Origin of the sequence: Pseudomonas salmasensis, assembly GCF_014268375.2 — a bacterium.
Taxonomy (GTDB): Bacteria; Pseudomonadota; Gammaproteobacteria; order Pseudomonadales; family Pseudomonadaceae; genus Aquipseudomonas; species Aquipseudomonas salmasensis.
Window position 1 is genome coordinate 4,901,776 of record NZ_CP077083.1, and the last position, 19,987, is coordinate 4,921,762.

At 59.2% G+C, this 19,987-nt stretch carries 21 protein-coding genes; 12 read left to right on the forward strand and 9 right to left on the reverse strand.

Annotated elements, in window-relative coordinates; genetic code table 11:
* Positions 1-7 precede the first annotated feature (7 nt).
* The 6 genes from HU731_RS21950 (at position 8) to recX (ending at position 4,271) form a co-directional block, all read left to right on the forward strand.
* The gene (locus HU731_RS21950; RefSeq protein ID WP_186608840.1) at positions 8-1,009 is read left to right on the forward strand and encodes a phage late control D family tail protein; all 1,002 of its coding nucleotides are present in this window, start codon (positions 8-10) and stop codon (positions 1,007-1,009) included.
* 22 nt (positions 1,010-1,031) lie between these two features.
* Entirely contained in the window at positions 1,032-1,589 is a 558-nt protein-coding gene (locus HU731_RS21955; RefSeq protein ID WP_186608841.1) for a glycoside hydrolase family 19 protein, read from the forward strand.
* Positions 1,577-2,071 (forward strand): lysis system i-spanin subunit Rz, encoded by a 495-nt coding sequence (locus tag HU731_RS21960; RefSeq protein WP_186608842.1) that lies wholly within the window; start codon positions 1,577-1,579, stop codon positions 2,069-2,071. Before HU731_RS21955 ends, HU731_RS21960 begins: the two co-directional genes overlap by 13 nt.
* Before the next feature lie 81 nt (positions 2,072-2,152).
* Complete coding sequence (locus HU731_RS21965) at positions 2,153-2,653, forward strand: CinA family protein (protein ID WP_020301157.1); 501 nt, start codon at positions 2,153-2,155, stop codon at positions 2,651-2,653.
* Between the two features lie 83 nt (positions 2,654-2,736).
* Positions 2,737-3,795, forward strand: a complete 1,059-nt coding sequence (gene recA, locus HU731_RS21970) for a recombinase RecA (RefSeq protein ID WP_003189042.1) — start codon at positions 2,737-2,739, stop codon at positions 3,793-3,795.
* Between the two features lie 8 nt (positions 3,796-3,803).
* On the forward strand, positions 3,804-4,271 hold the full coding sequence (gene recX, locus HU731_RS21975) for a recombination regulator RecX (RefSeq protein WP_003189043.1): 468 nt from the start codon (positions 3,804-3,806) through the stop codon (positions 4,269-4,271).
* Between the two features lie 61 nt (positions 4,272-4,332).
* Here the strand turns inward: recX and HU731_RS21980 are convergent, their stop codons facing one another.
* Together HU731_RS21980 and HU731_RS21985 are read right to left on the reverse strand one after the other, a co-directional pair.
* Positions 4,333-5,445 (reverse strand): LOG family protein, encoded by a 1,113-nt coding sequence (locus HU731_RS21980; protein WP_186608844.1) that lies wholly within the window; start codon positions 5,443-5,445, stop codon positions 4,333-4,335.
* A 294-nt stretch (positions 5,446-5,739) separates the two neighbouring features.
* Complete coding sequence (locus HU731_RS21985) at positions 5,740-6,174, reverse strand: PA3611 family quorum-sensing-regulated virulence factor (RefSeq protein ID WP_014717179.1); 435 nt, start codon at positions 6,172-6,174, stop codon at positions 5,740-5,742.
* 178 nt (positions 6,175-6,352) lie between these two features.
* Here HU731_RS21985 and HU731_RS21990 point away from each other — a divergent pair, with 178 nt between their 5' ends.
* The 3 genes from HU731_RS21990 to HU731_RS22000 all read left to right on the forward strand — a co-directional run bounded on the left by HU731_RS21990 (position 6,353) and on the right by HU731_RS22000 (position 8,412).
* The gene (locus HU731_RS21990; protein WP_186608846.1) at positions 6,353-7,072 is read left to right on the forward strand and encodes a tRNA-uridine aminocarboxypropyltransferase; all 720 of its coding nucleotides are present in this window, start codon (positions 6,353-6,355) and stop codon (positions 7,070-7,072) included.
* 251 nt (positions 7,073-7,323) lie between these two features.
* The gene (erdR, locus tag HU731_RS21995; protein ID WP_003189050.1) at positions 7,324-7,974 is read left to right on the forward strand and encodes a response regulator transcription factor ErdR; all 651 of its coding nucleotides are present in this window, start codon (positions 7,324-7,326) and stop codon (positions 7,972-7,974) included.
* Positions 7,975-8,049: 75 nt separating this feature from the next.
* Complete coding sequence (locus HU731_RS22000) at positions 8,050-8,412, forward strand: diacylglycerol kinase (protein ID WP_003189051.1); 363 nt, start codon at positions 8,050-8,052, stop codon at positions 8,410-8,412.
* Positions 8,413-8,415: 3 nt separating this feature from the next.
* Here HU731_RS22000 and HU731_RS22005 read toward each other — a convergent pair whose 3' ends face one another.
* A complete protein-coding gene (locus HU731_RS22005; RefSeq protein WP_003189054.1) occupies positions 8,416-9,342 on the reverse strand; it encodes a LysR family transcriptional regulator in 927 nt (308 codons plus the stop codon).
* A gap of 125 nt (positions 9,343-9,467) precedes the next feature.
* Here HU731_RS22005 and fpr point away from each other — a divergent pair, with 125 nt between their 5' ends.
* A complete protein-coding gene (gene fpr / locus HU731_RS22010) occupies positions 9,468-10,247 on the forward strand; it encodes a ferredoxin-NADP reductase (protein WP_003189055.1) in 780 nt (259 codons plus the stop codon).
* A 196-nt stretch (positions 10,248-10,443) separates the two neighbouring features.
* On the opposite strand, the gene tsaA is transcribed toward fpr, so the two are convergent.
* The 6 genes from tsaA to rimO form a co-directional block, all read right to left on the reverse strand.
* Positions 10,444-11,139 (reverse strand): tRNA (N6-threonylcarbamoyladenosine(37)-N6)-methyltransferase TrmO, encoded by a 696-nt coding sequence (tsaA, locus tag HU731_RS22015; protein ID WP_186608849.1) that lies wholly within the window; start codon positions 11,137-11,139, stop codon positions 10,444-10,446.
* A gap of 3 nt (positions 11,140-11,142) precedes the next feature.
* The gene (locus HU731_RS22020) at positions 11,143-11,604 is read right to left on the reverse strand and encodes a YehS family protein (protein ID WP_003189058.1); all 462 of its coding nucleotides are present in this window, start codon (positions 11,602-11,604) and stop codon (positions 11,143-11,145) included.
* Between the two features lie 69 nt (positions 11,605-11,673).
* On the reverse strand, positions 11,674-12,384 hold the full coding sequence (locus HU731_RS22025; RefSeq protein ID WP_186608850.1) for an rRNA pseudouridine synthase: 711 nt from the start codon (positions 12,382-12,384) through the stop codon (positions 11,674-11,676).
* A gap of 492 nt (positions 12,385-12,876) precedes the next feature.
* Positions 12,877-13,899, reverse strand: coding sequence for an IS110 family RNA-guided transposase (locus HU731_RS22030; protein ID WP_186609620.1), 1,023 nt, complete (start codon positions 13,897-13,899; stop codon positions 12,877-12,879).
* Positions 13,900-14,300: 401 nt separating this feature from the next.
* Positions 14,301-14,771 (reverse strand): GNAT family N-acetyltransferase, encoded by a 471-nt coding sequence (locus HU731_RS22035; RefSeq protein ID WP_186605463.1) that lies wholly within the window; start codon positions 14,769-14,771, stop codon positions 14,301-14,303.
* 100 nt (positions 14,772-14,871) lie between these two features.
* Positions 14,872-16,212: a 30S ribosomal protein S12 methylthiotransferase RimO gene (gene rimO / locus HU731_RS22040; RefSeq protein WP_003231334.1), complete on the reverse strand. Its 1,341-nt coding sequence runs from the start codon at positions 16,210-16,212 to the stop codon at positions 14,872-14,874.
* Between the two features lie 289 nt (positions 16,213-16,501).
* Here rimO and HU731_RS22045 point away from each other — a divergent pair, with 289 nt between their 5' ends.
* A complete protein-coding gene (locus HU731_RS22045) occupies positions 16,502-18,403 on the forward strand; it encodes a potassium transporter Kup (protein WP_186605465.1) in 1,902 nt (633 codons plus the stop codon).
* A gap of 212 nt (positions 18,404-18,615) precedes the next feature.
* A complete protein-coding gene (locus tag HU731_RS22050) occupies positions 18,616-19,722 on the forward strand; it encodes an NADH:flavin oxidoreductase/NADH oxidase (RefSeq protein ID WP_161907414.1) in 1,107 nt (368 codons plus the stop codon).
* Positions 19,723-19,987 lie beyond the last annotated feature (265 nt).

The following is a 19,987-nucleotide window of genomic DNA, read 5'->3' on the forward strand; positions in this document are numbered from 1 at the left end:
AGCCATCATGGCACTCGGATTTACACCTGTAGTGGAGCTATACGGAGCCAATGCCGCGTTATTCAACGAGCGGCTATTGGAGTGGGAGCATACCGACGCAGCGGGGTTTGTGTCTGATCAACTGAAGCTGACCCTTGATATCGAGGGGCTTGAAGGGCTGCCCGATCTGGGCGGCAAAATTGGCCTACGTATCGGCTACCTGGAATCGGGCCTGGTGGATAAGGGGGTGTTCAAGATTACCCAGCGCACGCCGTCGATGTTCCCATTGCGACTGGTGCTGGTGGCCACGGCGGCACCGTTCGACGAGCACGAATTCAAGCAGCGTCGCACGGCCAGCCATGGGCCGATAACCCTGGGGGCGCTGTTTCGCCAACTGACCACCCGTTACGGTTTTTCCCCGCGCGTGGCGCCTGAACTCGACGGTGAGATGATCGCGCACATCGATCAGACCAATGAAAGCGACATGGCTTTTCTGACGCGCCTGGCCAAGCGCTTCGATGCGGTGGCCAAACCTGTCGATGAGCTGTATGTACTGGGGCGCAAAGGCCAGATCAAGACGCTGTCGGGCAAGGCATTGCCGGATGTACGGTTGTCGATTACCCACGACAATCGTCCAGGTGAGCGCGCGTTCATCAGCGCCAGCTTCACCGACGCCAGCCGTGCCAAATACAACGGCGCGCAAACCTCATGGTGGGACGCCGCAGGCGGCAAACAGCATGTCATCCAGGTGGGCGTCGCTCCCTTCAAAGTGGTGACACAGCGCTACCAGAGCGAGGACGAAGCGCGCTCGGCGGCGCAGGGAGAGATGCGGCGGGTGGGGCGCGAAGGGTTGCAGATCGATGTGGTCTGCCCTGGTAATCCTTCGTTGGCTGCTGAAGGCCTGTTGCTGTTGGATGAGTCGTGGCCGGGGTTCATGCAAGGGCGCTGGTCGATTAAAACGGTGAAATCCAGGGGCGAGCGAAAAGGTGGCTATCGGAGTACGGTCCAGGCCAGCGGTTTGTCGGTGTAGAGGCTTCCTTAGAGTAAAACCCATGGTAATCACACATGCTCAGCTTCTGGGTGTAATGCCTGGAGCCCGCCTTCGCGCGGGCATTTTTTTAACCTTTCTAAATGCGGCCTTTGCGGGGCGCCAGATCAATACGGCCCGTCGCGTCGCCGCCTTCCTCGCCCAGATCGGCCATGAGTCCGCTCAGTTGCAGTACGTGCGCGAACTGGGCAGCGATCAATACCTGAGCAAGTACGACACCGGCAGCTTGGCCGCGCGCCTGGGCAACACCCCAGAGGCGGACGGAGATGGCCAAAAGTATCGCGGCAGAGGGCTGATCCAGATAACCGGTCGCCGCAATTATCTTGCGTGCAGCCAAGCGCTGTTCGGTGATGATCGTCTGCTGCTCCAGCCGCAATTACTGGAACAACCACAGTGGGCCTGCGAATCCGCCGCCTGGTTCTGGCAAAGCAACGGCCTCAACGAGCTCGCCGACAAAGACCAGTTCACCACCATCACCCGGCGCATCAACGGCGGCCTCAATGGCCTGGACGACCGTTTGCAGTTATGGGCCCGGGCGAAGGCGGTGCTATGCGTTTCCTAGGTGCGTTTCGCTTGGTCGGTGTGTGCATGCTCATGGCGCTTGTTTGGCAGGTGCAAGCGTGGCGATACGGGGCGCAGTTGGAGATGCAATCGGTGGTCCACGCGCAAGCGCTCAGCCAGCAAAACCAGGCAATCCTCCACCAGCAACAGGCTGAACAGGCCAAACGCCTGGCCCTTGAACAACAGCTCAACACCAGCGACCAGCACCACACCCAGGAATTGAACGATGCCCAACGCAACCAAGCTGCTCTGCGCGACCGCCTGGCCACTGCTGATGTGCGGCTGTCAGTCCTTCTCGACACCGTCGCCAGTGGCTGCACAGTGCCTGCCACCCCCACCGCCAGCGGCGTGGTTCATGCAGCCCCGCGAGCCCGACTTGACCCGGCGCATGCTCAGCGAATTATCCGCATCACCGACGACGGCGATAACGCCCTGATCGCCTTGCGTGCTTGCCAGGCCTACGTGCAGGCCGTCGCGCATTAGTCTCTTGATGCACTCTGTGTCTTGCATGGTCGATGGGCTCCTGTAGGGTAGGCAAACCCCCGCCCATTCCTGGAGACGACCGTGAAGGAAATCACTCAACTGGCTGCCGAACTGGGGCGCCGTTTGCAGGTGCTCAGTGCCCACGTCACCACTGCCGAGTCCTGTACCGGCGGCGGCATCGCCGAAGCCATCACGCGGATCCCGGGCAGTTCGGCCTGGTTCGAGGCGGGCTATGTCACTTATTCCAACCGACAGAAGACTCGGCAGTTGAATGTACCGGAAAAACTGTTCGCCAAAGTCGGGGCCGTCAGCCAGGAAGTGGTGGAAGCGATGGCCCGGGGCGCGCAGGAAAAAAGCCTGGCCCGATTTGCCGTGGCGGTCAGCGGTGTGGCCGGCCCTGATGGTGGGTCGCCGGACAAGCCGGTGGGCACCGTTTGGCTGGCCTTTGCCGTGGGCGACGAGGTGACGGCCGAGCTTGCGCACTTTCCTGGCAACCGCGACGAGGTCCGCCGACAAACGGTAAAAGCCGCGCTGGAGGGCTTGTTGCGACGAGCTGCAGCAGAAATAGACAATCAGGGGTAGGCGATCACCGATCTTTGTGGAACAATACTGTCTACTTATACAGGTGTTGGCCGTCAGGCCTTATTGATTACGTGAGGACTTTAATGGACGACAACAAGAAGAAAGCCTTGGCTGCGGCCCTGGGTCAGATCGAACGTCAATTCGGCAAGGGTGCCGTAATGCGTATGGGCGATCACGACCGTCAGGCGATCCCGGCTATTTCCACTGGCTCTCTGGGTCTGGACATCGCGCTCGGCATTGGCGGCCTGCCAAAAGGCCGTATCGTTGAAATCTACGGTCCTGAATCTTCCGGTAAAACCACCCTGACTCTGTCGGTGATTGCCCAGGCGCAAAAGATGGGCGCCACCTGCGCGTTCGTCGACGCCGAGCACGCCCTGGATCCTGAGTACGCCGGCAAGCTGGGCGTCAACGTTGATGACCTGCTGGTTTCACAGCCAGACACCGGTGAGCAAGCCCTGGAAATCACCGACATGCTGGTGCGTTCCAACGCCATCGACGTGATCGTGGTCGACTCCGTGGCTGCTCTGGTGCCCAAGGCTGAAATCGAAGGCGAAATGGGCGACATGCACGTGGGCCTGCAAGCCCGCCTGATGTCCCAGGCGCTGCGTAAAATCACCGGTAACATCAAGAACGCCAACTGCCTGGTGATCTTCATCAACCAGATCCGTATGAAGATCGGCGTGATGTTCGGTAGCCCGGAAACCACCACCGGTGGTAACGCGCTGAAGTTCTACGCTTCGGTCCGTCTGGATATCCGCCGTACCGGCGCGGTGAAGGAAGGCGACGAGGTTGTGGGTAGCGAAACCCGCGTCAAGGTTGTGAAGAACAAAGTGGCGCCTCCATTCCGTCAGGCTGAGTTCCAGATTCTCTACGGTAAGGGTATTTACCTGAACGGCGAGATGATCGACCTGGGCGTACTGCACGGTTTCGTCGAGAAGTCTGGTGCCTGGTATGCCTACAACGGCAGCAAGATCGGTCAGGGTAAGGCCAACTCGGCCAAGTTCCTGGCGGATAACCCGGATATCGCTGCCACGCTTGAGAAGCAGATCCGCGACAAGCTGCTGACCGCCGCGCCAGATGTAAAAGCGGCTGCCAACCGTGAGCCGGTTGAAGAAGTGGAAGAAGCCGACACTGACATCTGAAGCAAGCGATGACTGTTGTATTGGATACACTCGTCGCCGTTCGGCGCACTGCGATGGACCTGCTCGCTCGCCGCGAGCATGGTCGAGTCGAGCTGACGCGTAAGTTGCGCCAGCGTGGTGCAGAGCCTGAGATGATCGAAACAGCCCTCGACCGGTTGACGGAAGAAGGGCTGTTGTCGGAAGCCCGTTACCTTGAAAGTTTTGTGTCTTACCGCGCACGTTCCGGTTATGGCCCTGCGCGGATTCGCGAAGAGTTGAGCCAGCGTGGACTGCAACGTGCCGATATTGACCTCGCGCTACGTGAGTGCGGTATCAGTTGGCAGTCGCAGTTGGAGGAAACCTGGCGTCGCAAGTTTGCGGGGCACCTTCCAATTGATGCCAGGGAACGTGCGAAGCAAGGTCGCTTCTTGAGTTATCGCGGGTTTTCGATGGACATGATCAGCCGCTTGTTAAGCGGTCGGGATATGGACGACTGAACGCCAAAAAACAAAAGGCCCACTATGAAAATAGTGGGCCTTTTTTTTCGCCTGTAAAAAGTCACGCTGTCTCTGGCGTCATCCGTTGCTGCGCCTTGCCCTGAGCCTGCGCCCAGTTCTCCGGCAGGTTGATGTAATCCACCAACTCCCGCAATCGCCCTTGATCGCGACCGTTGAAATTGAACACAAGGCGCGTCAAATGGCTGAACCGCGGTTCGTCATGGTCTTCGCCCGTGTAGGCGAGTTGCTGAAACTCGCCACTGAGCCGCAGGCTGGCAAACGCTTGCTGCATATGGGCCAGGGCGCGATCACTCAGCGGATGATTCATGCGCACCACAAACTCACGTTTCAACCAACGGGTGGAGTGGAAGTTGGCGTAGAACTGGTTGATTTCGTCTACCGCCTCTTCAGCGCTGTAGACCAGGCGGACCAGTTTGAGGTCGGTGGGCAGGATATAGCGATTGGCTTCCAACTGACTGCGGATGAAGTCCAGGGCGCCTTGCCAGAACCCACCGCCCGGCGCATCCAGTAGCACTACCGGCACCAGCGGGCTTTTGCCGGTCTGGATCAGGGTCAGCACTTCCAATGCCTCGTCGAGGGTGCCGAAACCACCGGGGCACAACACCAGCGCGTCGGCTTCTTTGACGAAGAACAGCTTACGGGTGAAGAAAAAGTGGAATGACAGCAGGTTGTCGGTGCCATCAATGGTTGGGTTGGCGTGCTGTTCAAAGGGCAGGGTGATATTGAACCCCAGGCTGTGCTCCAGGCCCGCGCCTTCGTGGGCAGCAGCCATGATGCCGCCACCGCCACCGGTGATGACCATCAGGTCGGAACGTGCCAACGCCGCACCCACTTCTCGGGCCAGCGCATACAGGGGGCTTTCCACTGGCGTGCGCGCCGAGCCGAATACCGTGACTTTGCGCCGGCCCTTGAATTGTTCGAGCACCCGAAAGGCATGGTCCAGTTCACGGATGGCGCGCAGGGTGATCTTGGCGTTCCAGCGATCACGGTCGTCCTGGGCCATGCGCAGGACGGTGAGGATCATGTCTCGATAAAGAGGGATATTCGGGCTGTTGGGGGCGATCAACTGAATTTGTGCGTCGACCTGCTGGGTGAGTTCGGTCCCGTTTTCTTCAAAATGACGAAGCAGCAAATCATTCGATTCATAAGGCATTCAATTTCTCCTTCTTTACAGGGCCTGGGCAGTCGACGGGAACGTCGCCTGGGCCACGACACTGCTTGTGTCGCGGCATGCCGCAGGAGGGCAGGCCTTTTTTGCCCTGAAAATGTGACAGAACAGCATTAAAAACTGTGGTGGGCGGGCATCTGGGATGAACTGATCATGGGCCGAAAAACCCTTGGCTGGCAACCGCTTATTGGTGGCTTATTACGCAGTTTAGTCGTTGGCGGCAAACGCAGAGCAAGCGTGCGCGCCGCTGGGAAGCAGCGCGGGAGGATCAAGCAGGAGTTACTTTTTCTTCTTCGTCGGCGCCGGGCAATCGGCCTCTGCAAACTTGACCGAAGCCACCGGGCGATTGGTTTTGTTCTCGGTGATTTCATAGCGCATCACTGCGCCCTTGGCCATCAGCTCGCGATAGCCTGGGTTGGTGCACACACTGCGCCCCAGCTGGAAATACACAGCCTTGGGGTTGGCGCGCATCTGTTCGGCACGGTCAGGCAGCACGCTGAGGTGATCAATCAGCTGCATGCCTTCAACGGTGTAGGCGACTTCCAGGGTTTTTTCATCGATTTCCCGGGGCAGGTCTTTGTTGCTTTCAGCCGCGACGCTTTGCAGCTTCTTGTTCATTTGAGCCTCCAGCAGCGAGGCCGCATGGGCGCCCATAGGCAAGACCAGCGCAAGGGCGACGGATGGGGCAACAAGGCGCAGCATGGAACGCAGCATGAAACTCTCCTGATTCGGTTACTGGTGCATAGACCAGCCACTGGGCTGTGCGTTCAGTGGCGCGCAATTATAGGTGAGCCCTTGCCACTACAGCCAGGCGTATCGCTGGTAAACTGCGGGACTTCTGTTTTTCACGAGTTTGTTCCGTGTCGATTTCCTTTTCTTCGCCGCGTGCCCGATGAGCCACGCCGTCTCCCGTTTGCGTACCCAGCGTCTGGCGCGTGCCGTCAGGCCGTTTCTCAATCGGGGTTCGCGTGCTGAGCGCTGTCCCGGCTGTCGGGTCATTCCTGAATACTGCCTATGTGCCTGGCGGCCGCAGGTAGAAGCCAAGTCCGCCATGTGCCTGTTGATGCATGACGTAGAGCCGATGAAACCCAGCAACACGGGCTGGCTGATCGCCGATGTCATACACGACACCACCGCGTTCGCCTGGTCGCGCACCGAAGTCGACCCCGAACTGCTCAGGTTGCTGGCCGACCCGCAGTGGCAACCATACATCGTGTTCCCCGGTGAATTCGTGGTACCGCAGCGGGTGGTCAGTGAAGTGTGCGTGGAGGAGGGCAAGCGCCCGCTGTTCATTCTGCTGGACGGTACTTGGAGCGAAGCGCGCAAGATGTTTCGCAAAAGCCCCTATCTGGAACATTTACCCGTGCTGAGCCTGGCGCCCGAGCAGTTGTCGCGCTACAAGCTACGGCGCTCCAAGCGAGATGACCATTTCTGCACCGCCGAGGTGGCGGCACTGTGCCTGGAGCTGGCCGATGACCTGGCCGCCAGCGAAGTGCTGGATGCCTACCTTGATGTGTTCAGTACCCATTACCTGGCTGCCAAGTTTCAAATGCCACTGGATGCAGCGGATACCGTGCATACGCGCCTTGCACCCTACATCCCGGCGGTATAACCAGACGACGTTTGCATGATGGCACTGTAAGCCCGCAACCCGCTAAAATCCCCACGGGCGTAGTGCTTGACCCTCCAGGCTACGCTGGGCATGCTGTGCGCCGATTGGGCGCAACCGTGAATTATTGACGTCGTTTCAGGTGTTTTTGACGTTGAACGGGCCCTGTGGCGATCGCTGCCTGGCCGTCGCCTCGTGTATTGGTGAATCCTGAACCCATCAGGGCTCCCATAAAAAACAGGATCATTTAACCAATGGCCACATACGAAATCCTGATTGCCGATGACCACCCGCTGTTTCGCAGCGCACTGCATCAGGCCGTAACCCTGGGCCTTGGCCCCGATGTACGTCTGGTCGAAGTGGCCAGCATTGCCGAACTGGAAGCCCGCCTCACTGAAAAATCCGACTGGGACCTGGTGTTGCTCGATCTGAACATGCCGGGCGCCTACGGTTTCTCCGGGCTGGTGCTGCTGCGTGGCCAATACCCGCAGATCCCCGTGGTGATGGTGTCAGCCCAGGAAGAAGCCGACGTGGTGGTGCGCTCCAAGGAGTTTGGCGCCAGCGGTTTCATTCCCAAGTCCAGCGCGATGGAAGATATCCAGAAAGCCGTGCGTACGGTGTTGGACGGCGATGTGTCCTGGCCACCTCAGGCGTTTGAAGAAATCAATGTGTCCGATGAAGCCAAGGCCGCCCGCGATGGCCTGGCCAGCTTGACGCCCCAGCAGTTCCGGGTATTGACCATGGTCTGCGAAGGGTTGTTGAACAAGCAGATTGCCTACGAGTTGAGTGTGTCCGAAGCGACCATCAAGGCCCACGTTACGGCGATTTTCCGCAAGTTAGGCGTGCGTACGCGCACCCAGGCGGCGTTGCTATTGCAGCAACTTGAGTCTATTTCGCAACATTAAGTTACAGCCGCTTCACGCTTTTTTGACTTTGCGTGATCTAGCTTCCCCACTTCTTTGGTTCAGTTGCCTACATCTATGTCGCCTTTCAAGGGTCAAACCGGTATCAAACGTATCTTCAATGCAGGGGGCTATTCCCTGGATGGCCTGCGTGCGGCTTTCACTGGCGAGGCGGCGTTCCGTCAACTGGTGTTGCTGAACGTCATCCTGATCCCCCTGAGCTTTTTCCTGCAGGTCAGCCGGGTTGAACGGGCGCTGCTGATTGCAGTGTGCCTGTTGGCGCTGATCGTCGAGTTGCTCAACTCAGCGGTAGAAGCGGCCATTGACCGTATTTCCTTGGATCGCCACCCGCTGTCCAAGAACGCCAAGGACATGGGCAGCGCCGCCCAATTCGTGGCGCTGACCATGATCACCCTGGTATGGGCCGTGATCCTGATCTGAGGATCACGCGATACTCGGCAGCACGATCTCGTCGCTGCGCTGCACCCCAGCGGTGAAGGCGCGGCACAGTTCGAGAAACTCGCGCATCGCCGAGGTCTGGTACTTCTGTTTGTGCCAGATGAAGTAGAACTGCCGCGCCAGGTCCAGGTCCGGGGTTTCCACCGGCACCAGGCTGCCACGGCGGAAGGCATCGCGCAGCGCCAGCCGCGAAATGCAGCCAATGCCCAAACCCGACTCCACTGCCCGCTTGATCGCCTCGGTGTGTTCCAGCTCCAGGCGGATATTCAGTGCGCTACGGTGATGACGCATGGCCTGGTCGAAGGTCAGACGCGTGCCCGAGCCCTGTTCCCGCAGAATCCACGCTTCGTGGGTCAATTCGTCCATGGTGGCCACGCCACGCTTGGCCAAATGATGCTGGGGCGCACAGAACACCACCAGCTCATCTTCTACCCAGGTTTGCACCTCGATATCCGGATGGCTGCAGTCGCCTTCGATTAGACCCAGGTCAATTTCGTAATGAGCAACCTGGTGCACGATATGCGCAGTGTTCTGCACGTGCAGCTTTACCTGGCTCTCGGGGTGTTGCTGCATGAAGCTGCCAATCAACAGCGTCGCCAGGTAATTGCCAATGGTCAGCGTCGCGCCGACCGCCAGCGAGCCGAAGCCAGACTTGCCGTTGAGCAGGTCTTCGATCTCCTTGGCCTGGTCCAGCAATGCCACAGCCTGGGGCAATAGCTGATGACCAAGGGCGTTGAGGCTCAGGCGTTTACCGGCGCGGTCGAATAATTGGCAGCTGGATTGACGCTCCAGCTCGGTAATTGAGGTGCTGGCGGCGGATTGAGATAAGGCCAGAAGGCCAGCAGCGCGCGAGACGCTTTCTTGCTGGGCGACGGCGACGAAAACTTGCAGTTGACGGAGAGTAAATCGCATATCGATATAACCGATAACCCTTATCTTAATAATCCAGTTAACAGATATTGTCGCCGCCATTAGAATGCTGTGCAATTGCGCATCCTTACCTTTGGCGCAGACCCATTTCCAGGAGTCCCCCGTACATGAGCAACATGAACCACGAGCGTGTCCTCAGTGTTCATCACTGGAACGACACTCTGTTCAGCTTCAAGTGCACCCGCGATCCGGGCCTGCGCTTCGAGAACGGTCAGTTCGTGATGATCGGCCTGCAACAGCCCAACGGCCGCCCGCTCATGCGCGCTTACTCCATTGCCAGCCCGAACTGGGAAGAGCATCTGGAGTTCTTCAGCATCAAGGTGCCCGATGGCCCGCTGACTTCCCAGTTGCAGCATCTGAAGGAAGGCGACGAGATCATCATCAGCAAAAAACCGACAGGCACCCTGGTGCTTGACGATTTGAAGCCGGGCAAGCATCTGTATCTGCTCAGCACCGGTACTGGCCTCGCCCCATTCATGAGCGTGATCCAGGACCCTGAAACCTACGAGCGTTTCGAAAAAGTCATCCTGTGCCACGGCGTGCGCTACGTCAACGAAGTCGCCTACCGCGAGTTCATCACCGAGCACCTGCCGCAGAACGAGTTCTTCGGCGAGGCCCTGCGTGACAAGTTGATCTACTACCCAACCGTGACCCGCGAGCCGTTCGAAAACGAAGGCCGCCTGACCGACCTGATGCGCAGCGGCAAGCTGTTCAGCGACATCGGCCTGCCGCCAATCAACCCCGAGGATGACCGCGCCATGTTGTGCGGCAGCCCAAGCATGTTGGACGAGACCAGCGAAGTGTTGAACAGCTTCGGCTTGAAGGTTTCGCCACGGATGCGTGAGCCGGGTGACTACCTGATCGAACGTGCGTTTGTCGAAAAGTGACTTCGGGTCACTTGTAGGAGCGAGGGGGACGCCTAGTTCTTGCTCGCGAAGACCGTCAACGATAACGCTGGCATCTTGACTGAACGCGGTGCCTGCTCGTTTTTCGCGAGCAAGCTCGCTCCTACAGTTGAATGTGTTTGCAAAGAAAAGCCCGCGTTGCCTGTAAAGGCAGCGCGGGCTTTTGCGTTTGTGCGATTTACTGCGCCGGAACCACTTCCAGCACACAAATCATACCCGGCTCCGGGTAGTGCCAGCGCACATCCACATCCCAGAACCGCACACCGTACTCCCGTTCGGACGTAGGAACCTGGTACGCCGGCCGCGGATCTTGCGCCAAACACTGTTCAATCAGCTCCACCAACGGTTCACCCAGGCGCTGGGCATGGCCTTGCGCCTGTTGCAGTGCAGCCTTGAGCCATTGCACGCCGATCAGTTCGGGCGCATCGCTGGCGATGTGGTTGGTGGCCGCATCAACGCTATCGGCATACGGCACATACGGTTTGATATCCAGCACCGGCGTGCCATCGAGCAAATCTATACCGGATATCCACAGCCGCCCCGGCTCCACCTTGTCCAGCTTCACCACCGACTGGCCGATGCCATTGGGGCGATGGGTTGCACGGGTAGCAAACACGCCCATGGAGGTATTGCCCCCCAGGCGTGGCGGGCGCACTTTCAGGCGTGGCTTGTCTTCCAGGGCCTGATGGAACAGGAACAGCAGCCACACATGGCTGACCTGCTCCAGCCCCTGCACAGCCTCACCCTGGTCGAACGGCGCCACCAACTCCAGCACGCCGCGGGCAGCCGGTGCCAGTTGCGGTTGGCGCGGGATGGCGAACTTCTCCTTGAAGCAGGAACGCACGAAGCCGACCGGTGAGACTTGATAGCTCATGGCTTAAGCACGAACCCGCAGGGTCAAGCCCTTGAGGAAGTTGCGCAGCAACTGGTCGCCACAGGTGCGGTAGTTGGTGTGGCCGAACTTGCGGAACAGCGCGCTCAGCTCTGGCTTGGACACCGGGAACTCCGCCGCCTTGAGGATGGCATGCATGTCGTCTTCCTTCAGTTCGAAGGCCACGCGCAGTTTTTTAAGGATGATGTTGTTGGTTACCGGGGTTTCGATCGGTTGCGGCGGGCGGCTCTCGTCCTTGCCGCGTTTGAAAATCACCAGGCCATCGAGGAAGTGAGCCATGACGTCATCCGGGCAGAACACGAAGCCTTCTTCCTCGTCTTTCTTGAGGTAGGTCAGCAGGTCTTCCTTGGTCACGTCCATGCCGCCGAGCTTGATGATCTCGACCATCTTGTTGTCGCTGATGTCGAGCATGTAGCGCACGCTGCGCAGTACGTCGTTGTGAATCATGGTGGGCAATCCTGGTATTCAACGGATGACACCGCCGGAATCAGGCGGTGTCGGGAAAAGGGGAACGGCTTAAAACTTCTCTTTGCCGGACAGGTAACGCCATTGGCCCACTGGCACCTTGCCGATGGACACGCCGCCGATGCGGATGCGGCGGATGGCGATGACTTTCAGGCCAACGGCTTCGCAGAACAGCGCGATCACGCCGGGTTGCGGGTTTTTCATCGCAAAGCGCAGGCGGTTCTCGTTCTGCCAGCTGGCTTTGACGGCCGGCAGCTCTTTGCCTTTGTAGGTCAGGCCGTGGTTCAGGCGGTTGAGGCCGTGGGCAACCATGTCGCCTTCGACTTCCACCACGTATTCCTGCTCGATCTTGGCGGCATCGGCGGTCAACTTGCGCAGAATCTTCCAGTCCTGGGTGAACACCAGCAGGCCACTGGCCTTGGCTTGCAGGTCGGCGCTGGCGCTCAGGCGCAGAAAGTGCCCCTTGAGCGGGCGTTTGCCGAAGCGGTGTTCTTCAGAAAGGGTTTCGGCGCTGATCGAGGCCATGGCGGTTTCAGCGTCCAAGCCTGCGGGGGCGTGCAGCAGGATGGTCACCGGCTCTGGCGCGGTGGCTTTGGCTTCTGGGTCCAGCTCGACTTTTTCGTTAGTGACCTTGAACTGCGGCTCGTCGATCACTTCGCCGTCCACCGAGACCCAGCCGCCTTCGATAAACAGCTCAGCCTCCCGACGGGAGCAACCGACCAGTTCGATAAGGCGTTTGGAGAGGCGTATGGGGTCAGTCATGACAAGGGCCGTAACAAAAGGGGGCCACTATTGTACCTGCCTGGCGCCGGTTAATCCCGGCTCCATTTCAGCGCATGTGCCTTAACAATTATTAACTGACATGCCACGGGCCAAATGTGGGAGCTGGCTTGCCTGCGAAGGCGGCCTGGCAGTCAACACAGTTGGACCGGGTACATATCCGTTATTTAGGTAACGGCCACCTAGGGTTCCGCCCTGACGGCGGCTCACTTTTGAAAAGCGCAAAAGTAAGCAAATGTATGGTCAGCCCACCTCCTGCAACCACAGGCGATGAGCGGTAAAGCATGCTTGCGCTAATGTATCCGGGCTCATAGTTGGCAGTTTCACCGCTCGGCCCTTGATGAATAGTCGCTCCCGCCTGTCCTTGAAAAACGCTTCAGCTTCGAAAGCTGTTTTGCTTACCAGGTTTTCAAGCAGGATCTGAGCTGTTTATCGTCATCATCGTTGTCGTCGCAAAAGCCGGTAGTGTTTCGCTCAAGTCACCAACTGCGCGTTGTAGCTGCCTCCACGAGCTAAAACGGCCCATACGATTCTTGCCAATTTATTGGCTAAGGCGCAGGCAACCTTGTTTGGGTGCTTTCGTGCAAGGAGGTCTCTGCACCACCTTCCAAGAGCATCGTTGCGTTTGTCGATCCGCACCAACACTGCCCGCGAACCTTGGACCAGAAGCTTTCGAAGATACTTATCACCACGTTTGCTGATGTTCAAAAGGACGGTTTGGTCGCCTGTTGAGTATTGCCTCGGCACCAGTCCTAGCGAAGCGGCAAAGTCTCGAGCCGAATGAAAATTGGAAGCGTCCCCGATGTCGGCCAGCAGCGCGCTAGCGATGATCGGGCCGATGCCGGGGATGCTCATTAAGCGTGTTCCCGCATCATCAGCTGCCACTTGCTCTTTGATACTTCGGTCAATTGCCTTTATTTCCCCGGTGAGCCGTTTGATCTCTTCCAGCAGATATTCAATATCGCACTTCAGCTGTTGAGGCAGCTCTGCGGCAGGATCGTCCAGAATTTGGTGAATCTGATTCATCGCCGCTTTTGTCGCAGGCAACGCAATTCCAAACTCAAGCAAGAACCCATGAATGCGATTTATGGTTTGAGTTCGATGACCTACCAGCGCCTCTCGAAGGCGGTGCTGGGTCGAAAGCACTTGCTGCTCCACTGTCTTGATCGCGACGTAGCGCGTTCTGGGGCGGGACGCGGCTTCACAGATGGCAGCAGCATCGATGTAGTCGTTTTTATTGCCGGTAACGTAAGGTTTTACATGTTGCGGCGCGATCAACTTCACTTGATGCCCGAAAGATATAAGTTTTCTGGCAAGCCAGTGCGAACCGCCGCAAGACTCCATCACGATGGTGCAAGGCTTTAGTTTTGCAGCGAACTCAAGCAAGCGATTGCGATTGAATTTCTTGCGTAGTACTTCATGGCCTTTGCCGTTGTGCCCGATGAGATGAAAAGTGCTTTTTCCAATATCCAGGCCAAGCAGTTCCAAGGTGTCCATGAGAGGTCTCCTCAAGTAAGTGAGAACCCCGGTAAGTCTAGATTTACCGGGGTTCCCGTGCCGGGCTGACCATCTCATTAACGCTCTTGCCCCACCACTCGGCACCTCGCTTAGGCTCGGTGTGCCCGTAATCCGCCAGTGATTTGGGGGGCCGCCGCCACGCGCCATCCATGGCGCGGGGCGGCTAAACCGGCATCCCTGCCGGTTTACCCCCCAAATCCCTGTCGAATTCCGGCCAGCGTGGTTTAACGGGGCGCCTGAGATCAAAAGCAGATCAAGATCAAGATCAAGAGCGGCTCGCTTCGCATCGTGGTTACCGTCTGCTGCTACAGCCTACAAAGTTGTGTGGATACCTATGGCTATCACAGGCACGCCAGCTCCCACCGTTGCACGGGGTGACTTCAGGCATTACGGGCTTGTTGCTGTTGCTGCAAACGCAGGTGCAGCAACGGATAAGGCTGCCCAAGCCCATCATGTTCCGTGCGCCCGATCACCTCGAAGCCTTGCTTGAGGTAAAAACCCAGGGCCTGGGGGTTCTGTTCGTTGACGTCCAGTTCATCGGCATTCATGTGTTCGATCGCGTAACCCAGCAATTGCCGGCCCAGTCCCTGGCCACGGTAGTGCGGGTCGATAAACAGCATCTCCACCTTGCCCGCCGACACCCCGGCGAATCCGGTGATGCGTTGGCGCGAGTCCTTGGTGCAGATCAGCATCACCGCATCGAGGTAGCGGGTCAGCACCAGGTTTTTCAGCAACTCGATATAGCTGTCCGGGAGGAAGTCGTGGGTGGCGCGTACCGAGTCCTCCCAGATCTGCACCAGGCGCGCGTAGTCGCTGGTTTTAGGTGTGTGAATCACCGAATGCTGATGCATACCCGCTGTCCCTTGCTGTATTCGGGGTTGATGGGCAATACGATAGACCTAAAAAAGCCCCGCATCTTCTCAGAGGCGGGGCTTTTTTATCATCGGGCGATCAGTCGCGCTTTTCAGCCCACAAGTCGTACTCGTCGGCATCGGTCACGGTGCACCACACTTTGTCACCCGGCTTCAGGCCGCTGGCATCGTCGATGAATACGTTACCGTCGATTTCAGGGGCGTCGAAGAAGCAACGGCCTACCGCGCCTTGCTCGTCGACTTCATCGATGAGCACTTCGATTTCCTTGCCGATGCGCAGTTGCAGGCGCGCCGAGCTGATGGCCTGCTGGTGCGCCATGAAGCGCTCCCAACGGTCTTGCTTGACGTCGTCCGGCACCACGGCCAGGTCCAGCAGGTTGGCCGGCGCACCTTCCACCGGCGAGTACTGGAAGCACCCGACGCGGTCCAGCTGCGCTTCGGTCAGCCAGTCCAGCAGGTACTGGAAGTCTTCTTCGGTCTCGCCGGGGAAACCGACGATGAAGGTGGAACGGATGATCAGCTCCGGGCAGATCTCGCGCCAGTTCTTGATGCGTGCCAGGGTCTTGTCTTCGAACGCCGGGCGTTTCATCGCCTTGAGCACTTTCGGGCTGGCGTGCTGGAACGGGATGTCCAGGTACGGCAGGATCTTGCCGGCGGCCATCAACGGGATCAGCTCGTCCACGTGCGGGTACGGGTAAACATAATGCAGACGCACCCACACGCCCAGGCTGCTGAGGGCTTCGCACAGTTCGGTCATGCGGGTTTTCACCGGCGCGCCGTTCCAGAAACCGGTGCGGTATTTCACATCGACGCCGTAGGCGCTGGTGTCCTGGGAGATTACCAGCAGCTCCTTGACGCCAGACTTGACCAGGCGCTGGGCCTCGTCGAGCACGTCACCCACCGGGCGGCTCACCAGTTTGCCACGCATCGACGGGATGATGCAGAAGCTGCAACTATGGTTGCAGCCTTCGGAAATCTTCAGATACGCGTAGTGGCGTGGGGTCAGCTTGATGCCTTGAGGCGGCACCAGGTCGATCAGCGGGTTGTGATCCTGGCGTGGCGGCACCACCTCGTGCACAGCGTTGACCACCTGCTCGTACTGCTGCGGGCCGGTCACGGCCAGCACACTCGGGTGCACGTTGCGGATATTGCCTTCTTCCACCCCCATGCAGCCGGTCACGATGACCTTGCCGTTTTCCTTGATGGCTTCGCCGATCACTTCCAGGGATTCAGCTTTGGCCGAGTCGATGAAGCCGCAGGTGTTGACCACCACCACATCGGCGTCCTGGTACGTGGACACGACGTCATAGCCTTCCATACGCAATTGCGTGAGGATGCGCTCGGAGTCGACCAGCGCCTTCGGGCAACCCAGGGAAACAAAGCCAACCTTGGGGTTGGCTTTTGCGATGGTGGTGGACATGTCTAACCTCGGTATTGAATGACGCTGCCGGTCGTGCACGACAAGGCAACGGATGGGCGCTTGGTGCGCCTCTGATCAAAAAGTGCGCAATTCTATCGGTGGGCAACGCACTTGACCAGCTTTATGCAGGGAAATGCGACGAGTGCTGCGCTATGCTTCGCGCCGTTGCGCACGGGTAAAGCCCTTGGGTCAATAAAACGTCTGTTACGAGAAGTAAAACAGCGCATGCTAGGGTCAGCTTAGAAGCGCTGTTTATAAAAGACCTCAGGTCAAAGGGCAGGAGTGGTTGATGGGTCAGGCAAGTAGTCAGGCAGCAGGTGCCGAGCATTCAAAAGCCAAGCCGATTGGCATGCTGGTGGCGGCGGTCGGGGTGGTTTATGGCGATATCGGGACCAGCCCGCTCTACACCCTTAAAGAGGTGTTCAACGGCGGGTATGGCGTGCAGGTCAACCATGACGGTGTTCTGGGGATTCTGGCGCTGATTTTCTGGTCGCTGATCTGGGTGGTGTCGATCAAGTACGTGCTGTTCGTGCTGCGTGCCGATAACCAGGGCGAGGGCGGGATCATGGCGCTCACCGCGTTGGCGCGGCGAGCTGCCGGCACGCGGGCCAAATTGCGCGGTTTCCTGGTGGTGTGTGGCCTGTGTGGCGCGGCGCTGTTCTACGGCGACAGTATGATCACCCCGGCGATTTCAGTGTTGTCGGCCATCGAAGGCTTGGAACTGGCGTTCGACGGCCTGGAAAAATGGGTGGTGCCTATTGCCTTGGTGGTGCTGGTGGCGCTGTTCCTGATCCAGAAGCACGGCACCGACCGCATCGGCAAGCTGTTCGGCCCGGTGATGGTCACCTGGTTCTTGGTGTTGGGCGGCCTGGGGGTGTACGGCATTTTGCAGCAACCCGAAGTGCTCAATGCGCTGAACCCGGCGTGGGGCGTGCGCTTCTTTATGGTTCACCCCGGTATTGGCGTGGCGATCCTCGGCGCGGTGGTGCTGGCCTTGACCGGTGCCGAAGCGTTGTACGCCGACATGGGCCACTTTGGTCGCAAACCCATCGCCCGCGCCTGGTTCCTGCTGGTGCTGCCGGCGCTGGTGCTCAACTATTTCGGCCAGGGCGCGATGCTGCTGGGCGATCCGGAGGCGGCGCGCAACCCGTTCTACCTGCTGGCGCCGAGCTGGGCGCTGGTCCCGTTGGTGGGCTTGTCCACTATGGCCACGGTAATCGCTTCCCAGGCGGTGATTTCCGGCGCGTTCTCGTTGACCCGCCAGGCGATCCAGTTGGGTTACATCCCGCGCATGCATATCCAGCACACCTCCAGTGCCGAGCAGGGCCAGATCTACATCGGTGCGGTGAACTGGTCGCTGATGGTCGGCGTGATCCTGCTGGTGCTGGGCTTCGAATCTTCCGGTGCCCTGGCCTCGGCCTACGGTGTAGCGGTGACCGGCACCATGCTGATGACCACTATTCTGGTGTCGGCGGTCATGCTGCTGCTGTGGAAATGGCCACCGGTGCTGGCCGTGCCGCTGTTGCTCTGCTGCCTGTTGGTGGATGGCCTGTTCTTCGCGGCCAACGCGCCGAAGATCATCCAGGGCGGCGCCTTCCCGGTATTGGCGGGGATCGTGCTGTTTGTGCTGATGACCACCTGGAAGCGCGGCAAGCAGTTGCTGGTCGAACGCCTCGACGAGGGTGGCCTGCCTTTGCCGATCTTTATCAGCAGTATCCGCGTACAGCCGCCCCATCGCGTGCAGGGCACGGCGGTGTTCCTCACCGCGCGGCCCGACGCCGTGCCCCATGCGCTGTTGCACAACCTGCTGCATAACCAGGTGTTGCATGAGCAGGTGGTGCTGTTGACGGTGGTTTACGAAGACATTCCGCGGGTGCCAGCGGCGCGGCGCTTCGAGGTGGATGCCTACGGCGAAGGCTTCTTCCGGGTGATCCTGCACTTCGGGTTTACCGATGAACCGGACGTGCCCGAAGCGCTGAAACTGTGCCATCTGGATGATCTGGACTTCAGCCCGATGCGCACCACCTACTTCCTCAGCCGTGAAACGGTGATTGCCTCGCGCATCAAAGGCATGGCCCGTTGGCGCGAAGTGTTGTTTGCCTTCATGTTGAAAAATGCCAACGGCAACCTGCGGTTCTTCAAACTGCCGGTCAACCGTGTGATCGAGCTGGGCACCCAGGTCGAGATGTAAGGCGCTGCCTACCGGGAGCCGGCAATCGGCTCCCGCTTTCCTTTCTGAACCCTGTGCAAACGATGGTTGTCGACTAGGCTGGTAGGAGCGAGCTTGCTCGCGAAAAACGTCAACGATCACGCGTTAATCCTGGATAAACGCGACCCCTGTGAGGCCTTCGCGAGCGAGCTCGCTCCTACAAAAATGCCTATGAAGCCCAGAAGAGGTGCGCCATGAGTCAGCTGCTCGAACCTTACACCCTGCGCCAATTGACCCTGCTCAACCGCATCGCGGTTTCACCCATGTGCCAATACTCCAGCGACGATGGCCTGGCCAATGACTGGCACCTGGTGCACCTCGGCAGCCGGGCCGTGGGCGGCGCCGGGCTGATCTTTACCGAAGCCACGGCTGTTACCGCCGATGGCCGCATCACCGCCCAGGACCTGGGCCTGTGGAACGACGCCCAGATCGAACCATTGCGCCGCATCACTCGGTTTATCGCGGCCCAGGGCGCAGTGGCCGGAATTCAGCTGGCCCATGCCGGGCGCAAGGCCAGCACCCATCGGCCATGGATCGGCAAACACGGCAGCGTCAAGCCGGAGGAGGGCGGCTGGGTGCCGGTGGGGCCCTCACCGATCGCCTTCGACCCCAATCACACCCAACCCAAGCCACTGGACGAAGCACAGATCCAGCAAGTGATCGCCGATTTTGTCGCCGCCGCCAAGCGCGCCCTGACCGCAGGCTTTGAAGTGGTGGAAATCCATGCCGCCCACGGGTACCTGCTGCACCAGTTCCTCTCGCCGATCAGCAACCAGCGTCAGGACCACTACGGCGGCTCTTTTGAAAACCGCATCCGCCTGGTGCTGGAAGTGACCAAGGCCGTGCGCGCCGTGTGGCCTGAGGAGTTGCCGCTGTTTGTGCGCGTGTCGGCCACTGACTGGGTGGAAGACGGCTGGAACCCGGATGAAACCGTGGAATTGGCGCGCCGCCTGAAAGACCTGGGGGTGGATCTGATCGACGTGTCGTCCGGGGGCACTGCCGCCAATGCCGAGATTCCCACCGGCCCCGGTTACCAAACGCGCTTCGCCGAGCGCGTGCGCAAGGAATCGGGCATGGCCACCGGCACCGTTGGCATGATTACCGAGCCCGCCCAAGCCGAGCACATCCTGCGCACCTGCCAGGCCGACATTATCTTCCTCGCCCGTGAACTGCTGCGCGACCCCTACTGGCCACTGCACGCCGACGATGACCTGGGCGGGCGCAAGGCAATCTGGCCGGCGCAATACCAACGGGCGACCCACCGGGATCAGCCGATCCATGAGTCAGACCTGCGGGATTGACCCTGTTCACCTCTGTGCCAAACCCACCCTGATACGGTGGGTTTTTTCTTGCGCGCGTTGTAGGCGTTGCGCAGCCGATATCGGCCACCCTGTGAGCAATCGCTGTAGGTTTTTATTACCGACGTTATTTTTTAAGTTAATACTCTAAAAAAATCCCACGAATGATGAGATAGTTTCTACGCTAAGGGTAAGCCCGACTTCTGGCCCAGGGAGACAGGCGGTTGGTCCGCGAAGCCGTTGCGCTTCTCGGGAGTTGGGAAATGGG